2 protein-coding genes are annotated in these 24,729 nt (G+C 73.6%); both read left to right on the plus strand.

Going from position 1 to position 24,729, the window contains the following annotated elements; translation table 11 throughout:
• Positions 1 to 514: 514 nt before the first annotated feature.
• The gene (locus tag AB6L24_RS17815) at positions 515 to 7,171 is read left to right on the plus strand and encodes an amino acid adenylation domain-containing protein (protein ID WP_405656339.1); all 6,657 of its coding nucleotides are present in this window, start codon (positions 515 to 517) and stop codon (positions 7,169 to 7,171) included.
• Positions 7,172 to 24,727, plus strand: a complete 17,556-nt coding sequence (locus AB6L24_RS17820; RefSeq protein ID WP_405656340.1) for an amino acid adenylation domain-containing protein — start codon at positions 7,172 to 7,174, stop codon at positions 24,725 to 24,727.
• Positions 24,728 to 24,729: the final 2 nt, after the last annotated feature.

A 24,729-nucleotide genomic window follows, 5' to 3' on the forward strand; every position in this document is an offset into this window, starting at 1 on the left:
AGGCACCCGCGAGAAGCGGTGTGAGAACGGTCGGTGTACCGCCTCTGACCTGCGGCTAAGGGGGGAGAAGGCATCTCTCTGAATGAGGTGCTGAGAAAGTACAGTTACCTCCTTTGGGAAATATCGAGCGGCGCACCGCGGTGAAGGCGTGAGAAAGGACATTCACGTGATCCGCGCAGGACGAGTCCGATGCGACGAGCGACTGTCCGAACGACTGAGAACGGTGGGCGTGGCGACGGGTGAAATCCGGTGGTCGGACGGCCCCGAACTCGTTGCGTTACGGTTCCCCGGCAGGCAAGCGAGACCGGAAACCAATGGGGGAGTGGAGACGGTCGGGGCCGCCGGAAGTGCGCCGCACTTCGCGTCGATCCGCCCTTATCTCCACGGCTCTCGGAGGCACCGGCGAATGCTGGGTTCCGTTGCGCTGCCATGGCTCGCCGCCGCCGCACCGACGGCGTCGCGAACTGTTCGCTCACCGCGTCCCGCACGGAATTTCTGAGTCTCTGGAGCCTTCGTGACCGACCCTCATGAGTCTTCCGCCGCAGCCCTGCCCGTCCCCGACGTGACCGTCGCCGCGCTCTTCGCGCGGCAGGCGGCCGCGACACCGGACGCGGTGGCGGTCGTCGGGGGAACCGACGTCGCGTGGACCTACCGCCAGCTCGACGAGCGCGCCGACCGGCTCGCACGGGTGCTCACCGCGCGCGGGGTGCGCGAGGAGTCGATCGTCGGCGTGGCGCTGCGCCGGTCGCCGGAGTACGTCGTGTCGGTCCTCGCCGTGCTCAAGGCGGGCGGCGGCTATCTGCCGGTCGACCCCGACTACCCCGCCGAGCGCCTCGACTTCATGCTGCGCGACGCCGCCCCCGCGGTCCTGGTGACCGACACCGGGACCGCCCGCTCCCTGCCCACGAGCACCGTGCCGCAGCTGGTCCTCGACGACCCCGGCACGAGCGAGGCGATCACGCCGACCGGGCCCACGACGGACAGCCCCGCGCCCACGACGGACAGCCCGCTGACCGGGGCCACGCCCCCGCCCGGACACCCCGACAACCTCGCGTACGTCATCTACACCTCCGGCTCGACCGGCACCCCCAAGGGCGTCGCCGTCACCCAGCGAGACGTGGTGACCCTGGCCCTGGACGGGCGTTACGAGGGCGGTGCGCACACCCGCGTCCTGCAGCACGCCCCGCTCGCGTTCGACGCCTCGACGTACGAGCTGTGGGTGCCGCTGCTCTCCGGCGGCACCCTGGTCGTGGCCCCGCCGGGCGTCCTCGACGCGACCGCCCTGGCCGCCCTCATCACCGAGCACCGCGTCACCGCCGCCTTCATGTCCGCCGGCCTGTTCAAGGTGGTCGCCGAGGAGCGGCCGGAGAGTTTCACCGGGATGCGCGAGGTGTGGGCCGGGGGCGACGTGGTGTCTCCGGAGGCGGTGCGGCGGGTGCTTCGCGGCTGCCCGGACCTGACGGTCGTCAACGGCTACGGCCCGACCGAGACGACGACGTTCGCCCTGTGCCGCCCGGTGTCCGAACCCGCCGACGTGGCCGAGCCGTTCCCGGTCGGCTGGGCCATGGACAGCATCGACGCGTACGTCCTGGACGACGCACTGCGCCCGGTGGCGCCCGGCACCAGCGGCGAGCTGTACCTGGCGGGCCCCGGCCTCGCCCGCGGCTACCTCAACCGGCACGCCCTGACCGCCGAACGCTTCGTGGCCTGCCCCTTCGGCGCGCCCGGCGAGCGCATGTACCGCACCGGCGACATCGTCTCCCGCACCCCGGACGGCGAGATCAGCTTCGAGGGCCGCGTCGACGCCCAGGTGAAGATCCGCGGCTTCCGCATCGAGCCCGGCGAGATCGAGGCCGCCCTGGAGCTGCACCCCCGGGTCGCGCACGCCGTGGTCGTCCCGCACGAGGGACGCGGCAACGGCGGCAAGCAGCTCGTCGGCTATGTCGTCCCGGCCGCCGACGAAGCCGACCTCGAGGCCGAACGCGGCGGCGGCACCGGCCACTTCGCCCTCGCGGCCGGCCTCGGCCCCGGCGAGCTGCGCACCTTCCTCGCCCGCACCCTGCCCGAGTACCTGATCCCGGCCGCGTTCGTGGTCATCGACGCGCTGCCGCTCACCGCGAACGGCAAGCTCGACCGGGCGGGCCTGCCGGAGCCGGAGTTCCGGGGCGCCGCCTACCGGGCGCCGCGCACGGAGCGGGAGGAGATACTCGCCGCGCTGTTCGCCGAGGTCCTCGGCGTGGAGCGGGTCGGCGTCGACGACGACTTCTTCGTCGTCGGCGGCGACAGCATCCAGTCGATCCAGCTGGTCACCCGGGCGCGCGCCCGCGGCGTGGCGCTCAGCACCCGGGAGGTGTTCGAGCGGCGCACCGTCGCCGACCTGGCCGCGCACGCGGCGGACACCGTCGCGTCCGGTGAGGACGCCCCGGTGCTCGCGGAGTTCGAGAGCGGCGGCGTCGGCTTCGTACCGCATCTGCCGGTGACGCGCTGGCTGCAGCACCGCGGCCCCGGCTTCGAACGGTTCCTCCAGGCGATGGTCCTCGACCTGCCCCAGGGCATCGACGAGGCGGGGCTCACGGCGACGCTCGGCGCGGTCGTCGACCGGCACGACCTGCTGCGGGCCCGGCTGGTCGAGGGCGTCCTCAGCGGCCTGGTCACCGGGGCCCCGGGGGCGGTCGACACGGCGTCGCTGATCCGGCGCGTCGCGTGCGCGGGCGCGTGGGACACCGCCGAGTGGCACAAGTCGCTGCTCGCCGAGCTGGACGCCGCCGCGGGACGCCTCGACCCCGCCGCCGGGACCGTCGCGCAGTTCGTGTGGTTCGACGCCGGACCGGAGCGGGCCGGACGGCTGCTGCTCGCCCTGCACCACCTCGTCGTCGACGGCGTCTCCTGGCGCATCCTGATGCCCGACCTGGCGGCGGCCTGGCAGCAGGTGCGCGCCGGTACGACACCGGAACTCGACCCGGTCGCCACCTCCGTGCGCCGCTGGTCGCACGCCCTCGTCGAGGAGGCGGGCCGCCCCGGCCGCACCGCCGAGCTGGAGCACTGGAAGTCCGTGGTCGCGGGACCGGACCCGGTGCTCGGCACCCGGCGCCTCGACACCACCGTCGACGTCGTCGCCACCCTCGGCAAGGTGCGGGTGCAACTGCCCCCTGCCGTCACCGAGGCACTCCTCACCACCCTGCCCGCGACCTACCGGGGCGGCGTCAACGACGGCCTGCTAGCCGCGCTGGCGATGGCGGTCACGCGCTGGCGCCGCGGCCGCGGCGTCGACGAGCCGTCCACGCTGATCCGTCTGGAGGGGCACGGCCGCGAGGAGTCCGTGGCGCCGGGCGCCGATCTGTCGCGCACCGTCGGCTGGTTCACCAGCGTGTTCCCGGTCCGCCTCGACCTCGCGGGCACCGACGTCGACGAGGCGTTCGCGGGCGGCGCCGCCGCGGGCCGCGTCGTCAAGACCGTCAAGGAGCACCTGGCCGGCGTCCCCGACAAGGGCATGGGCTACGGCCTGCTCCGCTACCTCAACCCCGAGACCACCGAAGCCCTCAAGGGTCACGAGGCCGGCCAGATCTCCTTCAACTACCTGGGCCGCTTCTCCGCCGCCGCCGACATGCCCGAGAACCTCCGCGGCCTCGGCTTCACCCAGACCCCCGGCCTGACGGAACTGGCCGAACTGGACGCGGGCCAGGACCCCCGCATGGCCGCCCTCGCCGAGCTCGACATCAACGCCCACGTCACCGACACCCCCGAAGGCCCCAGCCTCGGCGCCCTGTTCACCGCCCCGCAGGGCGTGCTCAGCGCCGCGGAGGTGCGCGAACTCGCCGACCTGTGGTGCGCCGCCCTCACCGGCCTCGCCCGGCACACCGCCGACCCCGGCGCCGGCGGCCTCACCCCCTCCGACGTCCTCCTCACCCCCGTCCGACAGGACGCCATCGAGGGCTGGGAACAGCGCTACCCCGGACTGTCCGACGTCTGGCCCGCCTCACCCCTGCAGTCCGGACTGCTCTTCCACTCCAAGCTGGTCGCCGAGTCCGGATCCGACTTCGACGCCTACCACGAGCAGTACGTCCTGCACCTGTCGGGCCCCGTCGACACCACCCGCCTGCGCACCGCCGCCCAGGCCCTCCTCGACCGCCACCCCGCTCTGCGCGTCGCCTTCGTGCCCGGCCCCGACGGCGACCTGGTCCAGCTCGTCGTCGACGGCGTCGAGGTGCCCTGGCGCCACCTCGACCTCACCGGCCACGCCGAGGCCGAACGCGCCACGGCGTACGAGGACTTCCTCGCCGAGGACCTGAAGGCCCACTTCGACCCGGCCGCGCCGCCGATGCTGCGCCTGGCCCACATCGCCACGGAGACCGGCCGCCACGCCGTCGTCCTGACGGTGCACCACGTCCTCGTGGACGGCTGGTCGCTGCCGCTGCTCATCCAGGACCTGCTCCAGCTCTACGCGGCGGACGGCGACGCCGTCGCGCTCGGGCGGGCCCGCAGCTACCGCGAGTACCTGGCCTGGCTGGAGCGGCAGGACCCCGAGGAGTCGCTGCGCGCCTGGGCCGACGAGTTGGACGGCGTCACCGAGCCGACGCTGGTCGCCCCCGCCGCCCTCGACACCACGAGCACCGGCATCGACCAGACCGACGTGCCGCTCACCCCGGCCCAGGTCCGTGAACTCGCCGCCCGCGCCGCCGAGTCCGGCGTCACCATGAACACCCTCGTCCAGGGCGCCTGGGGAGTCCTCCTCGGCCGGCTGACCGGACGGCAGGACGTGGTGTTCTCCGCGACGGTGTCCGGACGGCCGCCCACGCTGCCCGGCGTGGACTCCGTGGTCGGCATGTTCCTCAACACCGTTCCCGTACGCGTCCGCTGCGCACCCGCGCGCCCCTTCGCCGAGGTCCTCACCGAACTCCAGGACCGGCAGGCCGCGCTCCTGGACCACCACCACCTCGGCCTCACCGAGATCCAGCGCGGCACCGGCCTCGCGACGCTCTTCGACACCGTGGTCGCCTTCGAGTCGTTCCCGCTGGACCGCACCGGCATCGCCGAGGCGAGCGAGGCCGCCGGGATCACGGTGAGCGGCCTGCGCTCCTTCACCGCGAGCCACTACCCGGTGACCCTGTTCGTCTACCCCGACGGCGCCCACCCCCGCCTGACCGTCCAGTACCAGCGGCACGCCCTCGACGCGGCCACGGCCGCCGACCTGGCCACCCGCCTCGGCCGCGTCCTGACGAGGCTCACCGAGGAACCGGGCACCCCCGTGGGGCTCGTCGACCTCCTCGACGAGGGCGAGCGCCACCGGATCGTCGGCGAGTGGAACGACACCGCGGAGCCGACCACCGCGCACACGATCCCGGAGCTGATCGAGAAGCAGGTGGCCGAGACGCCCGACGCCACCGCCGTGGTCTGCGGCGACCACTCCCTGACGTACCGGGAGCTGAACGCCCGCGCCAACGTCCTCGCCCGCGAGCTGTGCGCGCGCGGCGCCGGTCCCGAGCAGGTCGTGGGTCTGGCCCTGCCGCGCACGGCGGACCTCGTCACCGGCATGCTCGCCGTCCTCAAGTCGGGCGCCGGGTACCTCCCGATCGACCCCGCGTACCCCAGCCACCGCCTGGACTTCATCCTCGCCCAGGCCCGGCCCGCCCTGATCCTCACCGACTCCGCGACCGTGGACGTGCTGCCGAGGACGGACACGCCGTGCCTGCACCTCGACCACCTCGAAGGCATGGACCTCGGCGCCTCCGACCGGCTGGGCCCCGACAGGCCCGAGCCGCCGAGCCCGGACCACCTGGCGTACGTGATGTACACATCCGGCTCCACCGGCACCCCCAAGGGCGTCATGATCACGCACGCCAACGTGGTCAACGGCGTGGCCCGGCTCGCCCGGCGCGTGGGCGTCGACGCCACCACACGGATGCTCGCGGGCACCTCCGTCAACTTCGACGTGTCCGTGTTCGAGATCGTCACCACCCTCTCCCGGGGCGGCTGCGTCGAAGTGGTGCGCGACGCCATGGTCCTCGGCGAGCGGACGTCCCTGGCCGCCGACGTGATCAGCACGGTGCCGTCGGTCTTCGCCGAACTCCGCGACCAGATGGGCACCATCACCGGGCTCAGGACCGTCGTGTTCGCCGGTGAGGCACTGCCCGCGTCGCTGGTCGCCAAGGTGCGCGAGGCCCTGCCCGGCGTGACCGTGATCAACGCCTACGGCCAGAGCGAGTCGTTCTACGCCACCACCTTCACCGCCGACGACACCTGGCAGGGCACCGGCAGCGCCCCCATCGGCACCCCGATCGGCAACATGCGCACCTACGTCCTCGGCCCCGGCCTCACCCCCGTACCGCCCGGCGTGGTCGGCGAGTTGTACGTGGCGGGCAGCCTCGGCCGCGGCTACCACCGGCACCCGTCCCTGACCGCCGAGCGCTTCGTCGCCGACCCCTACGGCCCGGCCGGCGCGCGCATGTACCGCACCGGGGACCTGGCCCGCTGGAACCCCGAAGGACAGCTCGAATACGCCGGGCGCGCCGACGACCAGATCAAGATCCGTGGGGTGCGCGTCGAGCCCGCCGAGGTCGAGGCGGTCCTGACCGGCCACCCGGACGTGGCGCAGGCCGTGGTCGTGGCCAGGGACGTCACCGGCAAGGCGGGCAAGCAGCTGGTCGGCTACGTGGTGCCGGAGCCGGACGACGGGCCCGGGGGAGGGGGCGGGGCCGGGCTCGGCGCCCGCCCCCGGTCCGCCGGAAGCGCCGACGCCCTGATCGCCGCCCTGCGCGACCATCTCACCGCACTCCTCCCGGCCCACCTGGTCCCCACCGGCCTCGTGGCCCTCGCCGAGATCCCCCTGACCGCCAACGGCAAGGTGGACCGCAAGGCCCTGCCCGACCCCGCCCCCGCCGCACAGCGCGCCGGGCGGGCGCCGCGCACCCCGCAGGAAGCACAGCTCTGCTCGTTGTTCGCCGAAGTCCTCGGCCTCGACCGGGTCGGCATCGACGACAACTTCTTCGACCTGGGCGGCCACTCCCTGCTCGCCACCCGCTTGACCAATCACATCCGCGACAGCTTCGGCGTCGACGTTCCCATCCGCGCGGTGCTCGACTCCCGCGACGTCGCCGACCTCTCGCGCACCGTCCTGGAGGCGTCGACCACCAGGCGGCCCCGTCTGCAGAAGATGAACAGGAGTGCAAAGTAAATGATCCCGTTGTCCTATGCGCAGCGCCGTCTGTGGTTCATCGACCGTTTCGAGGGTCCCTCGGCCACATACAACCTCCCGTTCCTCATCGAGCTGACGGGTGAGCTGAACGTGGCGGCGCTCACCGCGGCCGTACGGGACGTGGTGGTCCGGCACGAGAGCCTGCGCACCCTGATCATCGACAACGCCGACGGCGTACCGGCACAGGAAGTCGTCCCCGCCGAGGACGTCCACCTGGACGTGCCGCTCGTCGAGGTGGCGCCCGCGGACCGGGACGCGGCCGTCACACGGGCCGCCCAGTACGCGTTCACGCTGGCCGAGGAGATCCCCGTACGGGCCACCCTGTTCCGCAGCGGCCCCCAGGACCACCAGCTGCTCCTGCTCGCCCACCACATCGCCACCGACGGCGAGTCCATGGCCCCGCTCGTGCGCGACCTCGCCGCCGCGTACGCCGCGCGGGTCGCGGGCACCGCGCCGGACTGGCCCGAACTCCCCGTCCAGTACGTCGACTACACGATGTGGCAGCGCGACCTGCTCGGCGACGAGAACGACCCGCAGAGCATCCTCGCCACCCAGCTCGACTATTGGCGCGGCGAACTCACCGGCGTCCCGCAGCCCCTGCGTCTGCCCGCCGACCGCCCGCGCCCGCCCGTGGCCGGACGCCACGGCGACGTCGTGGACTTCCGGATCGACGCGGACCTCTACGGCCGCGCCGAGGAGCTCGCCCACCGCACCGGCGTGACCGCGCCCATGGTCTTCCAGGCCGCGCTCGCCGCACTGTTGCAGCAGCTCGGTGCGGGCGCGGACGTCACCATCGGCTCCACCGTCGCGGGCCGCATGGACAGCCAGCTCGACGACCTGGTCGGCTTCTTCGTCAACACCTGGGTCCTGCGCACCGACCTGTCCGGCACCCCGTCCTTCGAGGACCTCCTCGGCCGGGTCCGCGAGAAGGCCATGGCCGCCTACGACCACCAGGACGCCCCCTTCGAGCGCCTCGTGGAGATGCTCAACCCCGAGCGGTCCACGGCCTACCACCCGCTGTTCCAGACGATGTTCACCTGGGAGACCCACCGCTCGGTCACCCTCGAACTCCGCGGCGGCCTCACCGCCCGGTGCACCGGTCTGCCCACGCCGACCGCCAAGTTCGACCTGGAGTTCAGCTGCTTCGCGGACCCCGACGAGCCGGGCCTCTCCGTCTCCCTGGAGTACGCCACCGAGCTGTTCGACCGGTCCACCGCCGAAGCCGTCGCCGCGCGCTACGCCCGCCTGGTCCGCCACCTCGTGGACGCGCCCGAGCGGCCCGTCGCCCTCGCCGACGTCCTGGACGCGGGGGAACGCACGCTCGTCCTCGGCACGTTCAACGAGACGGCGGCCGCGACCCCCGACGTGAGCATCGCGGGCCTGGTCGAAAGCCGGGCCGCGGCCACGCCCGACGCGCTCGCCCTGATCCACGGCGACACGGAGCTGACCTACGCCGAACTCGACGCGCGGGCCGGGCTGCTCGCCCGCGAGCTCGTGGCCCGCGGGGCCGGCCCGGAGAGCGTCGTCGGCCTGGCGCTCCCGCGCTCCGCCGACCTGGTCGTCGCCATGCTCGGCATCCTGAAGTCCGGTGCCGCCTATCTGCCGATCGACCCCCGCTACCCCAGCACCCGCCTGGACCACATCCTCCGCGACGCCCGCCCGCGCCTGGTCCTGACCAGCGCCGACACCGCGGGCGTGCTGCCGACGACGGACGTGCCCACGCTGTTCGTCGACGACGTCGACTTCGACGCCGACGGCTCCGGGGCAGCGGACGTCGAGCTGCCGCGCGTGCGGCCCGCGAACGCCGCGTACGTGATGTACACCTCCGGCTCCACCGGTGTGCCCAAGGGCGTCACCATCACCCACCGCGACGTCGTCAACGGCGTGCTGCGCCTCGCCGACGCCATCGGCATGGACGCGGGCACCCGCACCCTGGCGGGCACCTCCGTCAACTTCGACGTCTCCGTCTTCGAGACGATCACGACCCTGGCCGTCGGCGGCACCCTCGAAGTGGTCCGTGACATCCTGGTCGTCGGCGAGCGCGGCGGCTGGTCCGGCGGCATCATCAGCACCGTCCCCTCCGTCTTCGCCGAACTCCTCGACCAGGTCGGCGGCAAGCTCCAGGCCGACGCGGTGGTCTTCGCGGGCGAAGCCCTGCCCGCGTCCCTCGTCGACCGGGTCCGCGAGGCCATCCCGGGCGTCCGCGTCGTCAACGCCTACGGCCAGACCGAGTCGTTCTACGCCACCACCTTCACCGCCGACGACACCTGGCGCGGCACCGGCAGCGCCCCCATCGGCGCCCCCATCGGCAACATGCGCGCCTACGTCCTCGGCCCCGGCCTGGAGCCGGTGGCACCGGGCGTCGTGGGCGAGCTGTACGTCGCGGGCAACGTGGCCCGCGGCTACCACGGCCGCGCCGCGCTCACCGCGGAACGCTTCCTCCCCGACCCGTACGGCGGGCCCGGCGCCCGCATGTACCGCACCGGCGACCTCGCCCGCTGGACCCCCGAGGGGCAGCTGGAGTACGCGGGCCGTGACGACGCGCAGGTCAAGGTGCGCGGCTTCCGCATCGAGCCCGGCGAGATCGAGGCGGCCCTCACCGCGCACCCGGGCGTCGCGCAGGCCGTGGTGACCACCCACGCGGGCCGCGGCACCACCCGACTGGTCGGCTACGTCGTGCCGGTGGACTCCGGCGAGGGCGGCCTCGACAGCGTCTCCAGCCTCGGCGACCTCGACCTGGACCTCACGGCGATCGTCTCCGCGCGCGACCTGCGCCGGTTCGTCTCCGGACGCCTTCCGGAGTTCATGGTGCCGTCGGTGTTCGTGATGCTCGACCGGCTTCCGCTGGCACCCAACGGCAAGCTCGACCACAAGGCACTGCCGGAGCCGGAGTTCACCGGCGGTGAGTACCGCGCCCCGCGCACCGCCGAGGAGACCACCCTCGCCGCCGTCTACGCCGAGGTCCTCGGCCTCGAACGCGTCGGCGTCGACGACGACTTCTTCGCCATCGGCGGCGACTCCATCCGCTCCATCCAGGTCGTGTCGCGGGCCCGCGCCCAGGGCGTCGACGTCAGCCCCCGGCAGATCTTCGAGTGCCGCACCGTCGCCGAGCTGGCGCAGGCGGCGGGCGACGGCCCGGGCCGTCCCGTCCTCGACGAACTGGACGGCGGCGGCGTCGGCTTCGTACCACTCCTGCCCATCGGGCACTACCTGACCGAACTCGGCGGCGGCACAGACCGGTTCACCATGTCGATGACCGTGGACCTGCCCGCGGGCATCGACGAGCGCGGGCTGCTCGCCACCCTGGGCGCGGTCCTCGACCGGCACGACATCCTCCGCTCCCGGCTCGTGAGCGACCCCGCGCCCGGGCTCGACGTGACCGCTCCCGGCACCGTCGACGCGGGCACCCTGCTGCACCGCGTCACCTGGACCGGCGACTGGGACGGCACCTGGCGCGATCAGGCCGCCGCCGAACTCGACGCCGCCGCGGACCGCCTCGACGCCCGGCGCGGCGTGATGGCGCAGTTCGTGTGGTTCGACGCGGGCACCGGCGACCCGGGACGGCTCCTGATCCTGCTGCACCACTTCGTCGTCGACGGCGTGTCCTGGCGCATCCTGCTGCCCGACCTCGCCGAGGCCTGGAGCCAGGTCCGGGACGGACGCACCCCCGAACTCCCCGAGGTCACCACCTCCGTACGGCGCTGGGCGCACGCCCTGGCCGACGAGGCGGCCGGCGAGCGGCGCACGGGCGAGCTGGCGCTGTGGCGCTCCATCGTCACCGGCCCCGACCCGGACCTCGGCGGGCGGCCGTTCGACCCGGCGGTGGACGTGTGCGCCACCGTGCGGACCGTGCACATGGACCTGCCGACGGCGGCCACCGAGACGCTGCTCACCACCCTGCCCGGCGCGTTCCGCGGCGGCGTGAACGACGGCCTGCTCGCCGCCCTCGCCCTCGCCGTCGCCAAGTGGCGGCGCGGCCGGGGCGTGGCCGAGGACGCGTCGGCCTCGACGCTGATCCGTCTGGAGGGCCACGGCCGCGAGGAGGCGGCGGCGCCGGGCGCGGACCTGTCCCGCACCGTCGGCTGGTTCACCAGCGTCTACCCCGTGCGCCTCGACGTGGCGGGCGTGGACGTCGACGACGCCCTCGCGGGCGGCCGCGCCGCGGGCGCCGCCGTCAAGGCCGTCAAGGAACAGCTCCTCGCCGTGCCCGACAAGGGCGTCGGCTACGGCATGCTGCGCCACCTCAACCCCGAGACCGCCGAGATCCTGGAGCGCTACCCCACCGGGCAGATCTCCTTCAACTACCTGGGCCACTACACCGGTTCCGGCAACATGCCCGAGAACCTGCGCGGCCTCGGCTTCACCCAGGCCGAAGGCACCACCGAGCTGATCGCCGACCTCGACGCGGACATGCCCGCCCTCGCGACCCTCGCGGTGAGCGCGTACGTCACCGACACACCCGAGGGCCCGCGCCTGGACGCCCGCTTCGACTTCCCCTCCGGCCTGCTGTCCGAGGCCGAGGCCGAGGAGCTGGCCGCCCTGTGGCGCACGGCCCTCGAAGGCGTGGCCCGGCACGCGGGACGGCCGGACGCGGGCGGCCTCACGCCCTCCGACGTGCCGCTGGTCACCGCCGACCAGGCCCAGCTGGAGGCGTGGGAGGAGCGCCACCCGCACCTCGTCGACGTCTGGCCGCTGACCGCCATGCAGGACGGCCTGCTCTTCCACGCGGAACTGGCCGGCGCCTCCTTCGACGCCTACCAGATGCAGCTCGTCTTCCACCTGAACGGCGAGGTCGACGGCGCCCGCATGCGCGCCGCGGGACAGGCGCTCCTGGAGCGCTACCCGACCCTGCGGGCCTCGTTCGTCATGGCCGACGACGGCCGCCGCGTCCAGCTCGTCCACGAGCACGTCGAACTGCCGTGGGCCGAGCACGACTTCAGCGGCCTCGCCGACGGCGAGCGCGAGCAGCGGCTCAAGACCCACCTCGCCGAGGAGCACGCACGCCACTTCGACCCGGCCATCGCGCCCCTCGTGCGCATGTCCCTGGTCAAGCTGGCCGCCGACCGGTGGGAGCTGGTCTTCACCGCCCACCACGTCCTGTTCGACGGCTGGTCGCTGCCCCTGGTCATGGAGGACCTGCTGCGCCTGTACGGCTCGGCGGGCGACGCGAGCGGCCTCGGCCGGATCCGCGACTACCGCGACTTCCTGACCTGGCTCGCCGACCGGGACGAGGGCGCGGCCGCCCGCGCCTGGGCCACGGAGCTGTCCGGTGTCGAGTCACCGACGCTCCTGGCGCCGGACGCGGCCGACAGCGACGCGGAACCGGCGGGCATCGCCATGGCGGACGTACCGCTGTCCCCGGAGACGGGCCGTGACCTGGCCCGCCGGGCCGCCGACCTCGGCATCACCCTCAACACCCTGATCCAGGGCTCCTGGGCGGTCCTCCTCGCGGGCCTGACCGGCCGCCAGGACGTGGTGTTCGGCACCACCGTCTCCGGCCGTCCGCCCCAGGTCGCGGGGGCCGACGAGATGGTCGGCCTGTTCATCAACTCGCTGCCGGTGCGCGTGAACTGCGCCCCGGGCACCACCCTGCGCGAACTCCTCACCGACCTGCAGGAGCGCCAGAGCGCCCTGCTCGACCACCACCATCACGGGCTGCTCGACATCCACCAGGCGGTGGGCCTGCCGACGCTGTTCGACACCATGGTCGGCTACGAGTCCTTCCCGATCGACGCCGTCGCCCTCAGCGAGGCCGGAGCCGCCGCCGGGATCGAGCTGACCGGCATCAGCCCGCTCAGCGGCGCGCACTATCCGCTGGTCGTCATGGCGCTCGCGGAGCCGCACCTGAAGGTCGGCATCGAGTACCGGCCGCACGTGTTCGACGCCGCCCAGGTCGGCGCCGTCGCGGGCCGCCTCGCGCGGATCCTGGAACTCCTGGCGCGCGACGCGGACATCCCGGTGGCCGCTCTCGGCATCCTGGAGGACGACGAGCGCAAGCGGATCCTCACCGACTGGAACGACACCCCCGCCGCGACCGCCGAGCGGACCGTCCCCCAGGTCTTCGAGGCGCACGTGGCGCGGACCCCGGACGCCCCCGCCGTCGTGGACGGCGCCCGCACCCTCACGTACCGGGACCTGGATGAGCGGGCCAACCGCCTGGCCCGGGTCCTGGCGGCTCGGGGCGTCGGGCAGGAGTCCGTGGTCGGGCTCGCCCTGCCGCGCTCCGTGGAGCAGATCGTGGCGCTCCTGGCCATCGAGAAGGCGGGCGGCGCCTACCTGCCCGTCGACCCCGAGTACCCGGCCGACCGCCTCGCGTTCATGCTCAGTGACGCCGACCCCACCCTCGTGGTCACCGACGCGCGGATCGCCGCCGGACTGCCCGAGAGCCCCTGCCCGTTCCTGGTGATCGACGAGCCCGACACGGCCGCCGAGATCACCGCGGCCCCGGCGGAGCCCCTGGCCTCCGCGCAGGCCGGGCACCTGGACCAGCTCGCCTATCTGATGTACACCTCCGGCTCCACGGGCCGCCCCAAGGGCGTGGGCGTCACCCACCGGGGCGTCGTGAGCCTCGCCGCCGACAGTTGCTACGCGGGCGGCAACCACGAGCGCGTCCTCATGCACAACGCGCAGGCCTTCGACGCCTCCACCTACGACCAGTGGATCCCCCTGCTCGGCGGCGGCACCATCGTCATCACCCCGCCCGGACGCCTGGACGCGGCCACCCTGGCCGCGGCCGCGCGCGAGCACGACGTGACCGGCGTCGTCATGACGGCCGGCTTGTTCATGGTCATCGCCGACGAGATGCCCGAGGCCTTCACCGGCGTCCGCGAGGTCTGGTCGGCCGGTGACGCGGTGGCGCCCGCCCTGGTGCGGCGCGTCCTCGACACCTGCCCCGGCCTGCGGGTCGTCAACGGATACGGGCCCACCGAGGCCACCATGGCCACCTCCATCCACAACATGGAGCGCCACGAGGACATCGGCGAGGTCGTCCCGATCGGCCGCCCCCTCGACAGCACCCAGGTCTACGTCCTCGACGCCGCCCTGCGCCCGGTGCTGCCCGGCGTGCCCGGCGAGCTGTACATCGGCGGGGAGCGCCTGGCCCGTGGCTACCGCAACCGCCCCGGCCTGACCGCCGAGCGCTTCGTGGCCTGCCCCTTCGGCGCGCCGGGGGAGCGGATGTACCGCACCGGCGACGTCGTGGCCTGGACCGACGAGGGCCTCCTCGTCTTCCACGGCCGCGTCGACACCCAGGTCAAGATCCGCGGCTTCCGCATCGAGCCCGCCGAGGTCGAGGCCGCCCTGTCCACCCACCCCGGCGTCGCCCAGGCCGTGGTGACGGTCCAGGAGGACGAGGCCGGGGAGCGGCGCCTCATGGGCTATGTGGTGCCGCACCTGGACGGCACCGGCCAGAGCGCCGCGGCCGAGCGCCAGGTCGAGGAGTGGGAGACCATCTACGACCAGGTCTACTCCGCGGCGAACACCGTCTGGGGCGAGGACTTCACCGGCTGGGACTCCACCTACACCGACCGGCCGCTCGCGCTGCACGAGATGCGCGAGTGGCGGGACGCCGCGGTCCGGCAGATCCTCAGCCGGGGGCCGCGCCGCGTCCTCGAGATCGGCGTCGGCTCCGGCCTGCTGATGGCACACGTCCTGCCGCACGTGGAGCAGTACTGGGCCACCGACCTGTCGTCCGCCGTCATCGAACGGCTCGCCCACGAGGCCGAGCAGGCCGGGTACGCCGACAAGGCGACCCTGCGCCACCGCGCCGCCGACGACGTGACCGGGCTGCCCCAGGGCCACTTCGACACCGTCGTGCTCAACTCGGTGGTGCAGTACTTCCCGGACGCCGACTACCTCGACCGCGTCCTGGCGCAGGCCTTCGAACTCCTCGCGCCCGGCGGCCGGATCATCGTCGGCGACGTCCGCAACGCCGCCACCCTGCGGCTGTTCCGCGCGGGCGTCCAGCACGCCCACCAGCCGGAGGCCGCCACGTCGCAGGCCAGGGCGGCGATCACCCGCGCCATGCTCATGGAGCAGGAACTGGTCCTCGACCCGGAGTGGTTCACCCAGTGGGCGGCGCGGCACGGCGCCGCCGGCGCCGACATCCGCCTCAAGCCGGGACGCGCCCACAACGAACTCACCCGCCACCGCTACGAGGCCGTGCTGCACAAGCACCCCGCGGCGCCCGTGGAGCTGACCGAGGCGCCCCCGCTGTACTGGGGCCGCCAGGTCGGCGACCTGCGCGAACTGGCGCAGCTGTGCGCCGCCCGCGAGGACACCGAGGTGCTGCGGGTCGTGGGCATCCCCAACGCCCGCCTCACCGAAGAGGTGGACCTCGCCGTCGCCGCGGGCCTGATGACCGCCCCCGCCGTCACGGGCCCCGCCGTGGACCCGCAGGACGTCTGGGACCAGGCCGCCGAGCAGGGCTGGACGGTGCTCCTGACCTGGTCGGGAGCTGTCGCCGAGAGCTTCGACGTGCTGGTCTTCCCGCAGGGCCCCGAGCTGCCCCACCAGTTGACGGGCCTCTTCGTGCCCGCCGGGCGCGCCGAGCGCGAGCTGGCCAGCGAGCCGGCCGCGGCCGGACGCATCGGCACGCTCGTCGGCTCGCTGCGCGACTACCTCACCGAGCGGCTTCCCGCGCACCAGGTGCCCGCCTCGGTGGTGGCCATCGCCGAGGTGCCCCTGATGGCCAGCGGCAAGCTGGACCGCAAGGCGCTGCCCGTCGCCGACTTCGTGGCCCAGGCCACGGGACGGGACCCGCGCACCCCGCAGGAAGAGCTGCTGTGCGGCCTCTTCGCGGAGGTGCTCGGCCTCGACCGGGTCGGCATCGACGACGACTTCTTCGCCCTCGGCGGCCACTCGCTGCTCGCCACCCGTCTGGTGAGCCGCATCCGCGCCGTCCTCGGCGTGGAGCTGCCGATCCGCGCGGTGTTCGCCGCGCCGACGGTGGTGGGCCTGTCCGGTCACCTCTCCGAGGGCGACCGGGCCCGTCCGCCGATGGTCCGCGTCGACCCGCGCCCGGAGCGGGTTCCGCTGTCCTTCGCCCAGCGCCGCCTGTGGTTCCTCGACAAGTTCGAGGGCCCCTCGGCCACGTACAACGCGCCCTTCCCGCTGCGTCTCACGGGTGAGCTCGACCCGGACGCGCTCGCGGCGGCGGTACGCGACGTGGTGACCCGGCACGAGAGCCTGCGCACCCTCTTCGCCGAGGACGCCGACGGCACCCCGTACCAGCGGGTGCTCCCGGCCGCCGAGGTGCGCCTGGACGTGCCCGTCGTGGACGTCGCGGCGGTGGACCTGACCGCCGAGATCATGGAGTTCGCGTCCTACCGCTTCGACCTGGCCACGGAGATCCCCGTGCGCACGGTGCTGCTGCGGCTCGCCGAGCAGGACCACGTCCTGGTCCTGATGGTCCATCACATCGCCAGTGACGGCTCGTCGATGGCGCCCATGTTCCGTGACCTCGCCGACGCCTACGCCGCCCGGCTCGCGGGCCAGGCGCCGCGCTGGCCCGAACTCCCCGCCCAGTACGTCGACTACACCCTGTGGCAGCGCGACCTGCTCGGCGACGAGAACGACCCCGACAGCCTGCTGACGGCCCAGTTCGACTACTGGCGCGGCGAGCTGACCGGCGTACCGCAGCCCCTGCAACTGCCCACCGACCGCACCCGGCCGCCCAAGGCGAGCCACCGCGGCGCCCACGTCGACTTCGCCCTGGACCCGGACACCGTCGCGGGCATCGGCGAGCTGGCCCGGGAGCGCGGCGCGACCGTGGCGATCGTCCTGGAGGCCGCCCTCGCGGTGCTCCTGAACCGCCTCGGCGGTGGCGACGACGTCACCATCGGCTCACCGATCGCCAACCGCACCGACGAGAACCTGACCGACATGGTCGGCTTCTTCGTCAACACCTGGGTGCTGCGGGCCCGCCTCGACGGCAACCCCACCTTCAACGACGTCCTCGACCAGGTGCGCACCAAGTCCCTTGCCGCCTACGACCACCAGGACGTGCCCTTCGAGCGTCTGGTGGAGGTCCTCAACCCGGAGCGTTCGACGGCGTACTCGCCGCTGTTCCAGGTGATGTTCGCCTGGCAGAACTTCAACCGGCAGGACTTCGAACTCTCCGGTCTCCAGGTCGAGTTCGAGCGCGTGCCCAACGACACGGTCAAGTTCGACCTGTTCTTCAACATGGCCGACCTGCCCGGGCGCGGCGTCCTCGGCGTCCTGGAGTACGCCACCGACCTCTTCGACGAGGACACCGCCCGCACCATCGCCGACCGCTTCGTGCGGCTCCTCGACCGGCTCGCCGCCGAACCCGCGCGGCCCGTCGCCACCGTCGACCTGGTCGAGCCGCACGAGCGCGAACTCGTCCTGCGCGGCTTCAACGACACCGCCGCCGAGACCCCCGACCTGACCGTGCCGCAGCTCATCGCCGAGCAGGCCGCCAGGACACCGCAGGCGACGGCCGTCGTCTTCGGCGAGGAGCAGCTGACCTACGCCGAGTTGGAGGCGCGCACCGACCGCGTGGCCCACGCCCTCGCCGCGCGCGGCGTCGGCCCGGAGACGATCGTCGGCCTGAACCTGCCGCGCTCGGCCGACCTCGTGGTGGCCCTGCTCGGCATCCTCAAGGCGGGCGGCGCCTATCTGCCGATCGACCCCAAGTACCCGAGCACGCGCCTGGACCACATCCTCGACGACGCCCGCCCCGCGCTCGTCCTGAAGAGCCTCAGTGATCTCGGTGAACCGGGGGACCTGACGGACGGCGCCCCGGACACCCCGGTGACGGCGGCGCGGCCCGCGAACGCCGCGTACGTGATGTACACCTCCGGCTCCACCGGTGTGCCCAAGGGCGTCACCATCACCCACCGCGACGTCGTCAACGGCGTGCTGCGCCTCGCGGAGTCCGTCGGCATCGACGCGAACACCCGCACGCTCGCGGGCACGTCGATCAACTTCGACGTCTCCGTCTTCGAGACCGTCACCACGCTCGCCCACGGCGGCACCGTCGAGGTCGTCCGCGACGTCCTCGTCATCGGTGAGCAGGGCGGCTGGTCCGGCGGCGTCATCAGCACCGTCCCGTCCGTCCTCGCCGGGCTGCTCGACCAGGCCGACGTGGACATCGCGGCGGACGCGGTGGTGTTCGCGGGCGAGGCCCTGCCCGCGTCCCTCGTGGAGCGGGTGCGCGAGGCGATCCCGGGCGTGCGCGTCGTCAACGCCTACGGCCAGACCGAGTCGTTCTACGCCACCACCAGCACCGTCGCCGAGGAGGGCACCGGCTCCGCGGGCGCCCCCATCGGCGCCCCGCTCGGCAACATGCGCGCCTACGTCCTCGGCCCGGGCCTCGCGCCCGTCCCCGTCGGCGTGGTGGGCGAGCTGTACGTCGCGGGCAACGTGGCCCGCGGCTACCACGGCCGCGCCGCGCTCACCGCGGAACGCTTCGTGCCCGATCCGTTCGGCGAGCCCGGCGCCCGGATGTACCGCACCGGCGACCTCGCCCGCTGGCGGGCCGACGGGCAGCTCGACTACGTCGGCCGCGGCGACGCGCAGGTGAAGGTGCGCGGCTTCCGCATCGAGCCCGGCGAGATCGAGGCGGCCCTCACCGCCCACCGCGCGGTGGCCCAGGCCGCCGTGGTCGCCCGGGAGGTGCGCGGCAGCACCCAGCTCGTCGGCTACGTCGTCCCCGTCGAGGTCGACGAGACGGACGGCAACTACGACATCACCGCCGGCGTCGAGGCCAGGGACCTGCGCAAGTTCGTGTCCGCGCGGCTGCCGGAGTTCATGGTGCCCGCCGCCTTCGTGATGCTGGACCGCCTTCCGCTGGCCCTGAACGGCAAGCTGGACCACAAGGCCCTGCCGGAGCCCGAGTTCACCGGCGGCACCTACCGGGCGCCGCGCACCGCCGAGGAGCACACCCTCGCCGCCGTGTACGCGGAGGTCCTCGGCCTGGAGAGCGTCGGCGTCGACGACGACTTCTTCGCCGTCGGCGGCGACAGCATCCGCTCCATCCAGGTCGTCTCCCGGGCCCGCGCGCAGGGCCTGGAGGTCACGCCCCGGCAGATCTTCGAGCTGCGCACGGTCGCCGAGCTGGCCGAGGCCGCGGCCGCGGGCCGCGTCGGCACCGTCCTCGAAGAGCTGGAGGGCGGCGGCGTCGGCTTCATGCCGCTCCTGCCGATCGGCCACTACCTGCTCGAACTGGGCGGCGGCAGCGACCGGTTCACCATGTCGACCGTCGTCGACCTGCCCGCGGGCATCGACCACGACGGTCTCGCCGCCACCCTCGGCGCGGTCGTCGACCGGCACGACATCCTCCGCTCCCGCCTGGTCCTCACCGGGGCCAAGGGCCTTGAAGTGGCCGAGCCGGGCACCGTGGACGTGGCGGAGCTGATCCACCGCGTGGAGTGGCGCGGCGGCTGGGACCGTCCCGACTGGCACGAGCGGGCCGCGGCGGAACTGGACGCGGCGGCCGGCCGGTTGGACCCGGCGGGCGGGGTGATGGCCCAGTTCGTCTGGTTCGACGCCGGCACGGGAGCGGACGCGGGTTCCGGTGACAGCAAGGGCGGTGACACGGCCGGGCGCCTGATCATCGTGCTGCACCACTTCGCCGTCGACGGCGTCTCCTGGCGCATCCTGCTGCCCGACCTCGCCGAGGCCTGGCAGCAGCTCGGCCAGGGCCGCACCCCCGAACTCGCCCCGGTCGCGACCTCCGTGCGCCGCTGGTCGCACGCCCTCGCGGAGCACGCCGACGACGCCGACCGCGTCGCCGAACTCCCGCTCTGGCAGAGCATCCTGGACGGGCCCGACCCGGCCATCGGGTCCCGCCCGTTCGACCCGGCGCTCGACGTGCGCGCCACGGTGGAGACCGTCCACCTCGAGCTGCCGGTGGCCGCGACCGACACGCTCCTCACCACGCTGCCCGCCGCCTTCCACGGCGGGGTCAACGACGGCCTGCTCACCGCGCTGACCGTGGCCCTCGCCCAGTGGCGGCGCGCCCGCGGCGTCGACGAGCGCGACGCGTCCTCGGCCCTGATCCGTCTGGAGGGCCACGGCCGCGAGGAGAGCGCCGCACCGGGCGCCGACCTGTCCCGTACGGTGGGCTGGTTCACGAGCATGTTCCCCGTACGCCTCGACGTCGGCGGCTTCGACCTCGACGACGCCGCCACCGGCGGCAGGGCCGCGGGCGGCGCCATCAAGGCCGTCAAGGAACAGCTGAACGCCGTACCGGACCACGGCATCGGATTCGGCGTCCTGCGCTACCTCAACGCCGAGACCAAGGCCGCGCTCCAGGGCCACGGGACCGGGCAGATCTCCTTCAACTACCTCGGCCGGTTCGCCTCCGCCGACATGCCGGAGAGCCTGCGGGGCCTCGGCTGGACCGCCGCCGCCGACGTGGACGACCTGTTCGCGCAGCCCGACGCGGACATGCCCGCCATGGCCACCCTCGAAGTCACCGCGTACGTCACCGACACCGCGGACGGACCGCGCCTGAGCGCGGGCATCGGCTTCCCCGGCGGCCTGCTCACCCGGGACGAGGCACAGCAGCTCGCGGACCTGTGGCGCACGGCCCTCGAAGGCCTCGCCCGGCACGCCGAGCGGCCCGACGCGGGCGGCCTCACGCCGTCCGACGTGCCGCTCGTCAAGGTCAGCCAGCGCGACCTGGAGGTGTGGACGGAGAGCCACCCGGGCCTGGTGGACGTGTGGCCGGTGACGCCGATGCAGTCGGGCCTGCTGTTCCACAGCATGATGGCCGACTCGTCGTTCGACGCCTACCACGTGCAGCTGACGTTCCACCTCGCCGGCGACGTCGACCCCGAGCGCATGCGCCGGGCCGGTCAGGTGCTCCTCGACCGGTACCCGAACCTGGGCGCCGCGTTCGTGACCAGCGCGGCGGGCGAGCCCGTCCAGCTGATCCGCGACCGCGTCGCACTGCCGTACAAGGTCGTGGACCTGCGGGACCTCTCCGACGAGGCGCGCGACGCCGAGCTCGAACGGCTCCTCGCCGCCGACCACGCGGACCACTTCGACCCGGCGAGGCCGCCCCTGATGCGGCTGACCCTGGTCCTGATGGAGCCGGGCCGCTCGGAGCTGGTGTTCACCGCGAGCCACGCCCTGTACGACGGCTGGTCGATCCCGCACCTCCTCCAGGACCTGATCCGCGCCTACGGCACCGACGGCGACACCTCCGAGCTGCCGCGCGTACGCCCCTACCGGGACTTCCTGACCTGGCTCGCCGGGCAGGACCGCGACGCCTCGGTCCGCGCCTGGGCCGCCGAGCTGGACGGCGTGGACACGCCGACGATGCTCGCCGGGGCGGGCGGATCGTCCGTCGGTGACGACGGGCAGGACGACGGGTTCGGTTCGGCCGAGGTGCCGCTGTCCACGGAGACGTCCCGGCTGCTCTCGCAGCGGGCCGCCGAACTGGGCGTCACCCTCAACGTCCTGGTGCAGGGCACCTGGGGCGTGCTGCTCGGCGCCCTCACCGGGCGGCAGGACGTGGTGTTCGGCACCACGGTCTCCGGCCGCCCGCCGCAGGTGCCCGGCGTCGACGACATGGTGGGCCTGTTCATCAACGCCCTGCCGGTGCGCGTGCGCTACTCGCCCGAGGACACCCTCGCGCAGGTGCTCACCCGCCTCCAGCAGAGCCAGGCCGTCCTGATGGACCACCAGAACCACGGTCTGAGCGACATCCAGGACGCCGCGGGCCTCGGCACCCTCTTCGACACGATGGTCGTCTTCGAGTCCTACCCGATCGACCGGGCGGGCCTGGTCGAGGCGCACGACGAGGCGGGCATCGCCATCACCGGGGCCCGTCCTGTCACCGGCGCCCACTACCCGATGGGCGTGGCGGCGGAGGCATCGCCGCACCTGCGGACGGGCCTGCACTACCAGGAGAGCCTGTTCGACCCCGCCACGGCCGCACGCATCGCCGCAGGACTCGGGCGCCTCCTGGAGCAGCTGGCCACCGACCCCGAGACGCCGCTCGGCCGCCTCGACCTGATGCCGGAGGCCGAGCTCGAGCGGGTCGTCGCCCACTGGAACGACACGACCGCCCCGGCGGCCGTACGGACCATTCAGGAGGCGTTCGCCGAGCAGGCCGCGCAGGGCCCGGACCGGATCGCGGTGACCCTCGGCGAGGAACGGGTGACCTACCGGGACCTCGACGAGCGCGCCGGCCGGCTCGCCCGGGTGCTCGCCGCGCGCGGCGTCGGACAGGAGTCGGTGGTCGGACTCGCGCTGCCGCGCTCGGTGGCGCAAGTCGTCGCCGTCCTGGCCGTGTTGAAGGCGGGCGGCACCTACCTGCCCGTCGACCCGGACTACCCGGCCGAGCGCCTCGCGTACCTCCTCGGCGACGCGGCGCCCGTGCTCCTGCTGACCGACGCGGAGATCTCGGAGCGGCTCTTCGACAGCCCCTGCCCGCACCTGGTGATCGACGAGCCCGGCACCGCGGAGGAGATCGCCCGGGCCGAGGCGGGACCGCTCCCCGCGGCCACCGCCGGACACCCCGACCAGCTCGCGTACGTGATGTACACCTCCGGCTCGACCGGTCTGCCCAAGGGCGTCGGCACCACCCACCGCGACGTGGTGCTCCTGGCCGCCGACAGCTGCTTCGGCGGCGGCCGCCACGAGCGGGTGCTGATGCACAACCCGCAGGCCTTCGACGCCTCGACGTACGAGATCTGGATCCCGCTGCTCGGCGGCGGCACGGTCGTCGTCGCTCCGCCAGGACGCCTGGACGCGGCGTCCCTCGCGAAGCTCGTCTCCGAGCAGGGCGTGACCGGACTCGCCCTCGCGGCGGGGCTGTTCATGGCCATCGCCGACGAGAGCCCCGAGGCGTTCCGAGGGGCCCGCGAGGTGTGGACGGTCGGCGACGTGGTGGCCCCGGCGTCCCTGGAGCGGGCGCTGCGCACCTGCCCCGGCCTCCAGGTCGTGAACGGCTACGGCCCGACCGAGACCACGGCGGCCACCTCCCACCACTTCGTGACCGACCCCGAGAACATCCCCGGCACCGTGCCGATCGGGGGGCCCATGGAGAACACCCGCCTGTACGTCCTCGACACGGCACTGCGGCCGGTGCCGCCCGGTGTCCCCGGCGAGCTGTACGTCGCCGGGCAGCGCCTGGCCCGCGGCTATCTGGGGCGGCACGCCCTGACCGCGGAGCGCTTCGTGGCCTGCCCCTTCGGCGGGGCGGGGGAGCGCATGTACCGCACCGGTGACGTGGTGGCCTGGACCGAGGACGGCGGCCTCGTCTTCCAGGGCCGCGCCGACACCCAGGTCAAGATCCGGGGCTTCCGCATCGAACCCGGCGAGGTCGAGACGGTCCTCGCGAGCCACCCCGGCGTCACCCAGGCCGTGGTGATCGCCCGCGACGACCGGGGCACCGGCAAACGCCTCGTCGCCTACGTCACCCCGGCCGAGGGAGCGGGCCCTGACACCGAGGAGCTGCGGGCCTTCGCCGCCGAGCGGCTGCCGGAGCACATGGTGCCGGCCGCGTTCGTCACCCTGGAGTCCATCCCGCTGTCCGGCGCGGGGAAGGTCGACCGCAAGGCGCTGCCCGCCCCCGAACTCGCCAGCGGCGTCGCCTACCGCGCCCCGCGCACCCCGCAGGAAGAGGTGCTCGCCGGCCTGTTCGCCCAGGTCCTCGGCGTCGAGAAGGTCGGCGTCGACGACAACTTCTTCGACCTCGGCGGCCACTCGCTGCTCGCCACCAAGCTCATCAGCCGCATCCGCACGGTCCTGATGGTCGAGGTGCCGATCCGCCTGGTGTTCCAGTCACCGACCGTCGCCGACGTGGCCGCGCACCTGACCGGGGGCTCCGAGGCCACCGGACACAGCGACCCGTTCGGTGTGGTCCTGCCCCTGAAGACCGGCGGCGGCAAGGCGCCGGTGTGGTTCATCCACCCGGGCTTCGGGCTCTGCTGGTCCTACCTCGGCATGGCGACGCAGCTCGGCGACCGCCCGGCGTACGGCATCCAGGCCCGCGGCTTCGACGGGGCGCCGCTGCCGGAGACCTTCGAGGAGATGGTCGCCGACTACGCCGACCAGATCCTCACCGTCCAGCCGGAGGGTCCCTTCCACCTCGTCGGCCACTCCATCGGCGGCCCGATCGGCCAGGCCGTCGCCGTGGAGCTGCAGCGCCGCGGCCACGACGTCCCGCTCGTCGTCCTCCTGGACGCCGTACCGGGCGACTGGTTCGCCGCGCAGGAGGACGCGCGCCTGGACCTGCGCGAGGCCAGGGACTTCCTGGAGAACTACCTGCCGGGCGAGGAGGACAGCGAGGACCGCGGGGCGCTCGTCGACAACGGCGCGGCCCTGATGGTCCAGCACGGCCGGATGGTCCGGGAGTTCAGCCAGCCGACCTACCGGGGCACGGTCCTGTTCTTCAAGGCCACGCAGAGCCCCGAGGCCCAGGCGGCCTTCTGGGAGCCCCACATCGAGGGCGATCTGCACACCTACGACATCGACGCCACTCACCTGGGCCTGAACGAGCCCGGGCCCGCGGCCGAGATGTGCTCCATCATCACCCGCCACCTCACGGACCACTGATC

Source organism: Streptomyces sp. RK9, from assembly GCF_045070545.1.
Taxonomy (GTDB): Bacteria; Actinomycetota; Actinomycetes; order Streptomycetales; family Streptomycetaceae; genus Streptomyces; species Streptomyces alboflavus.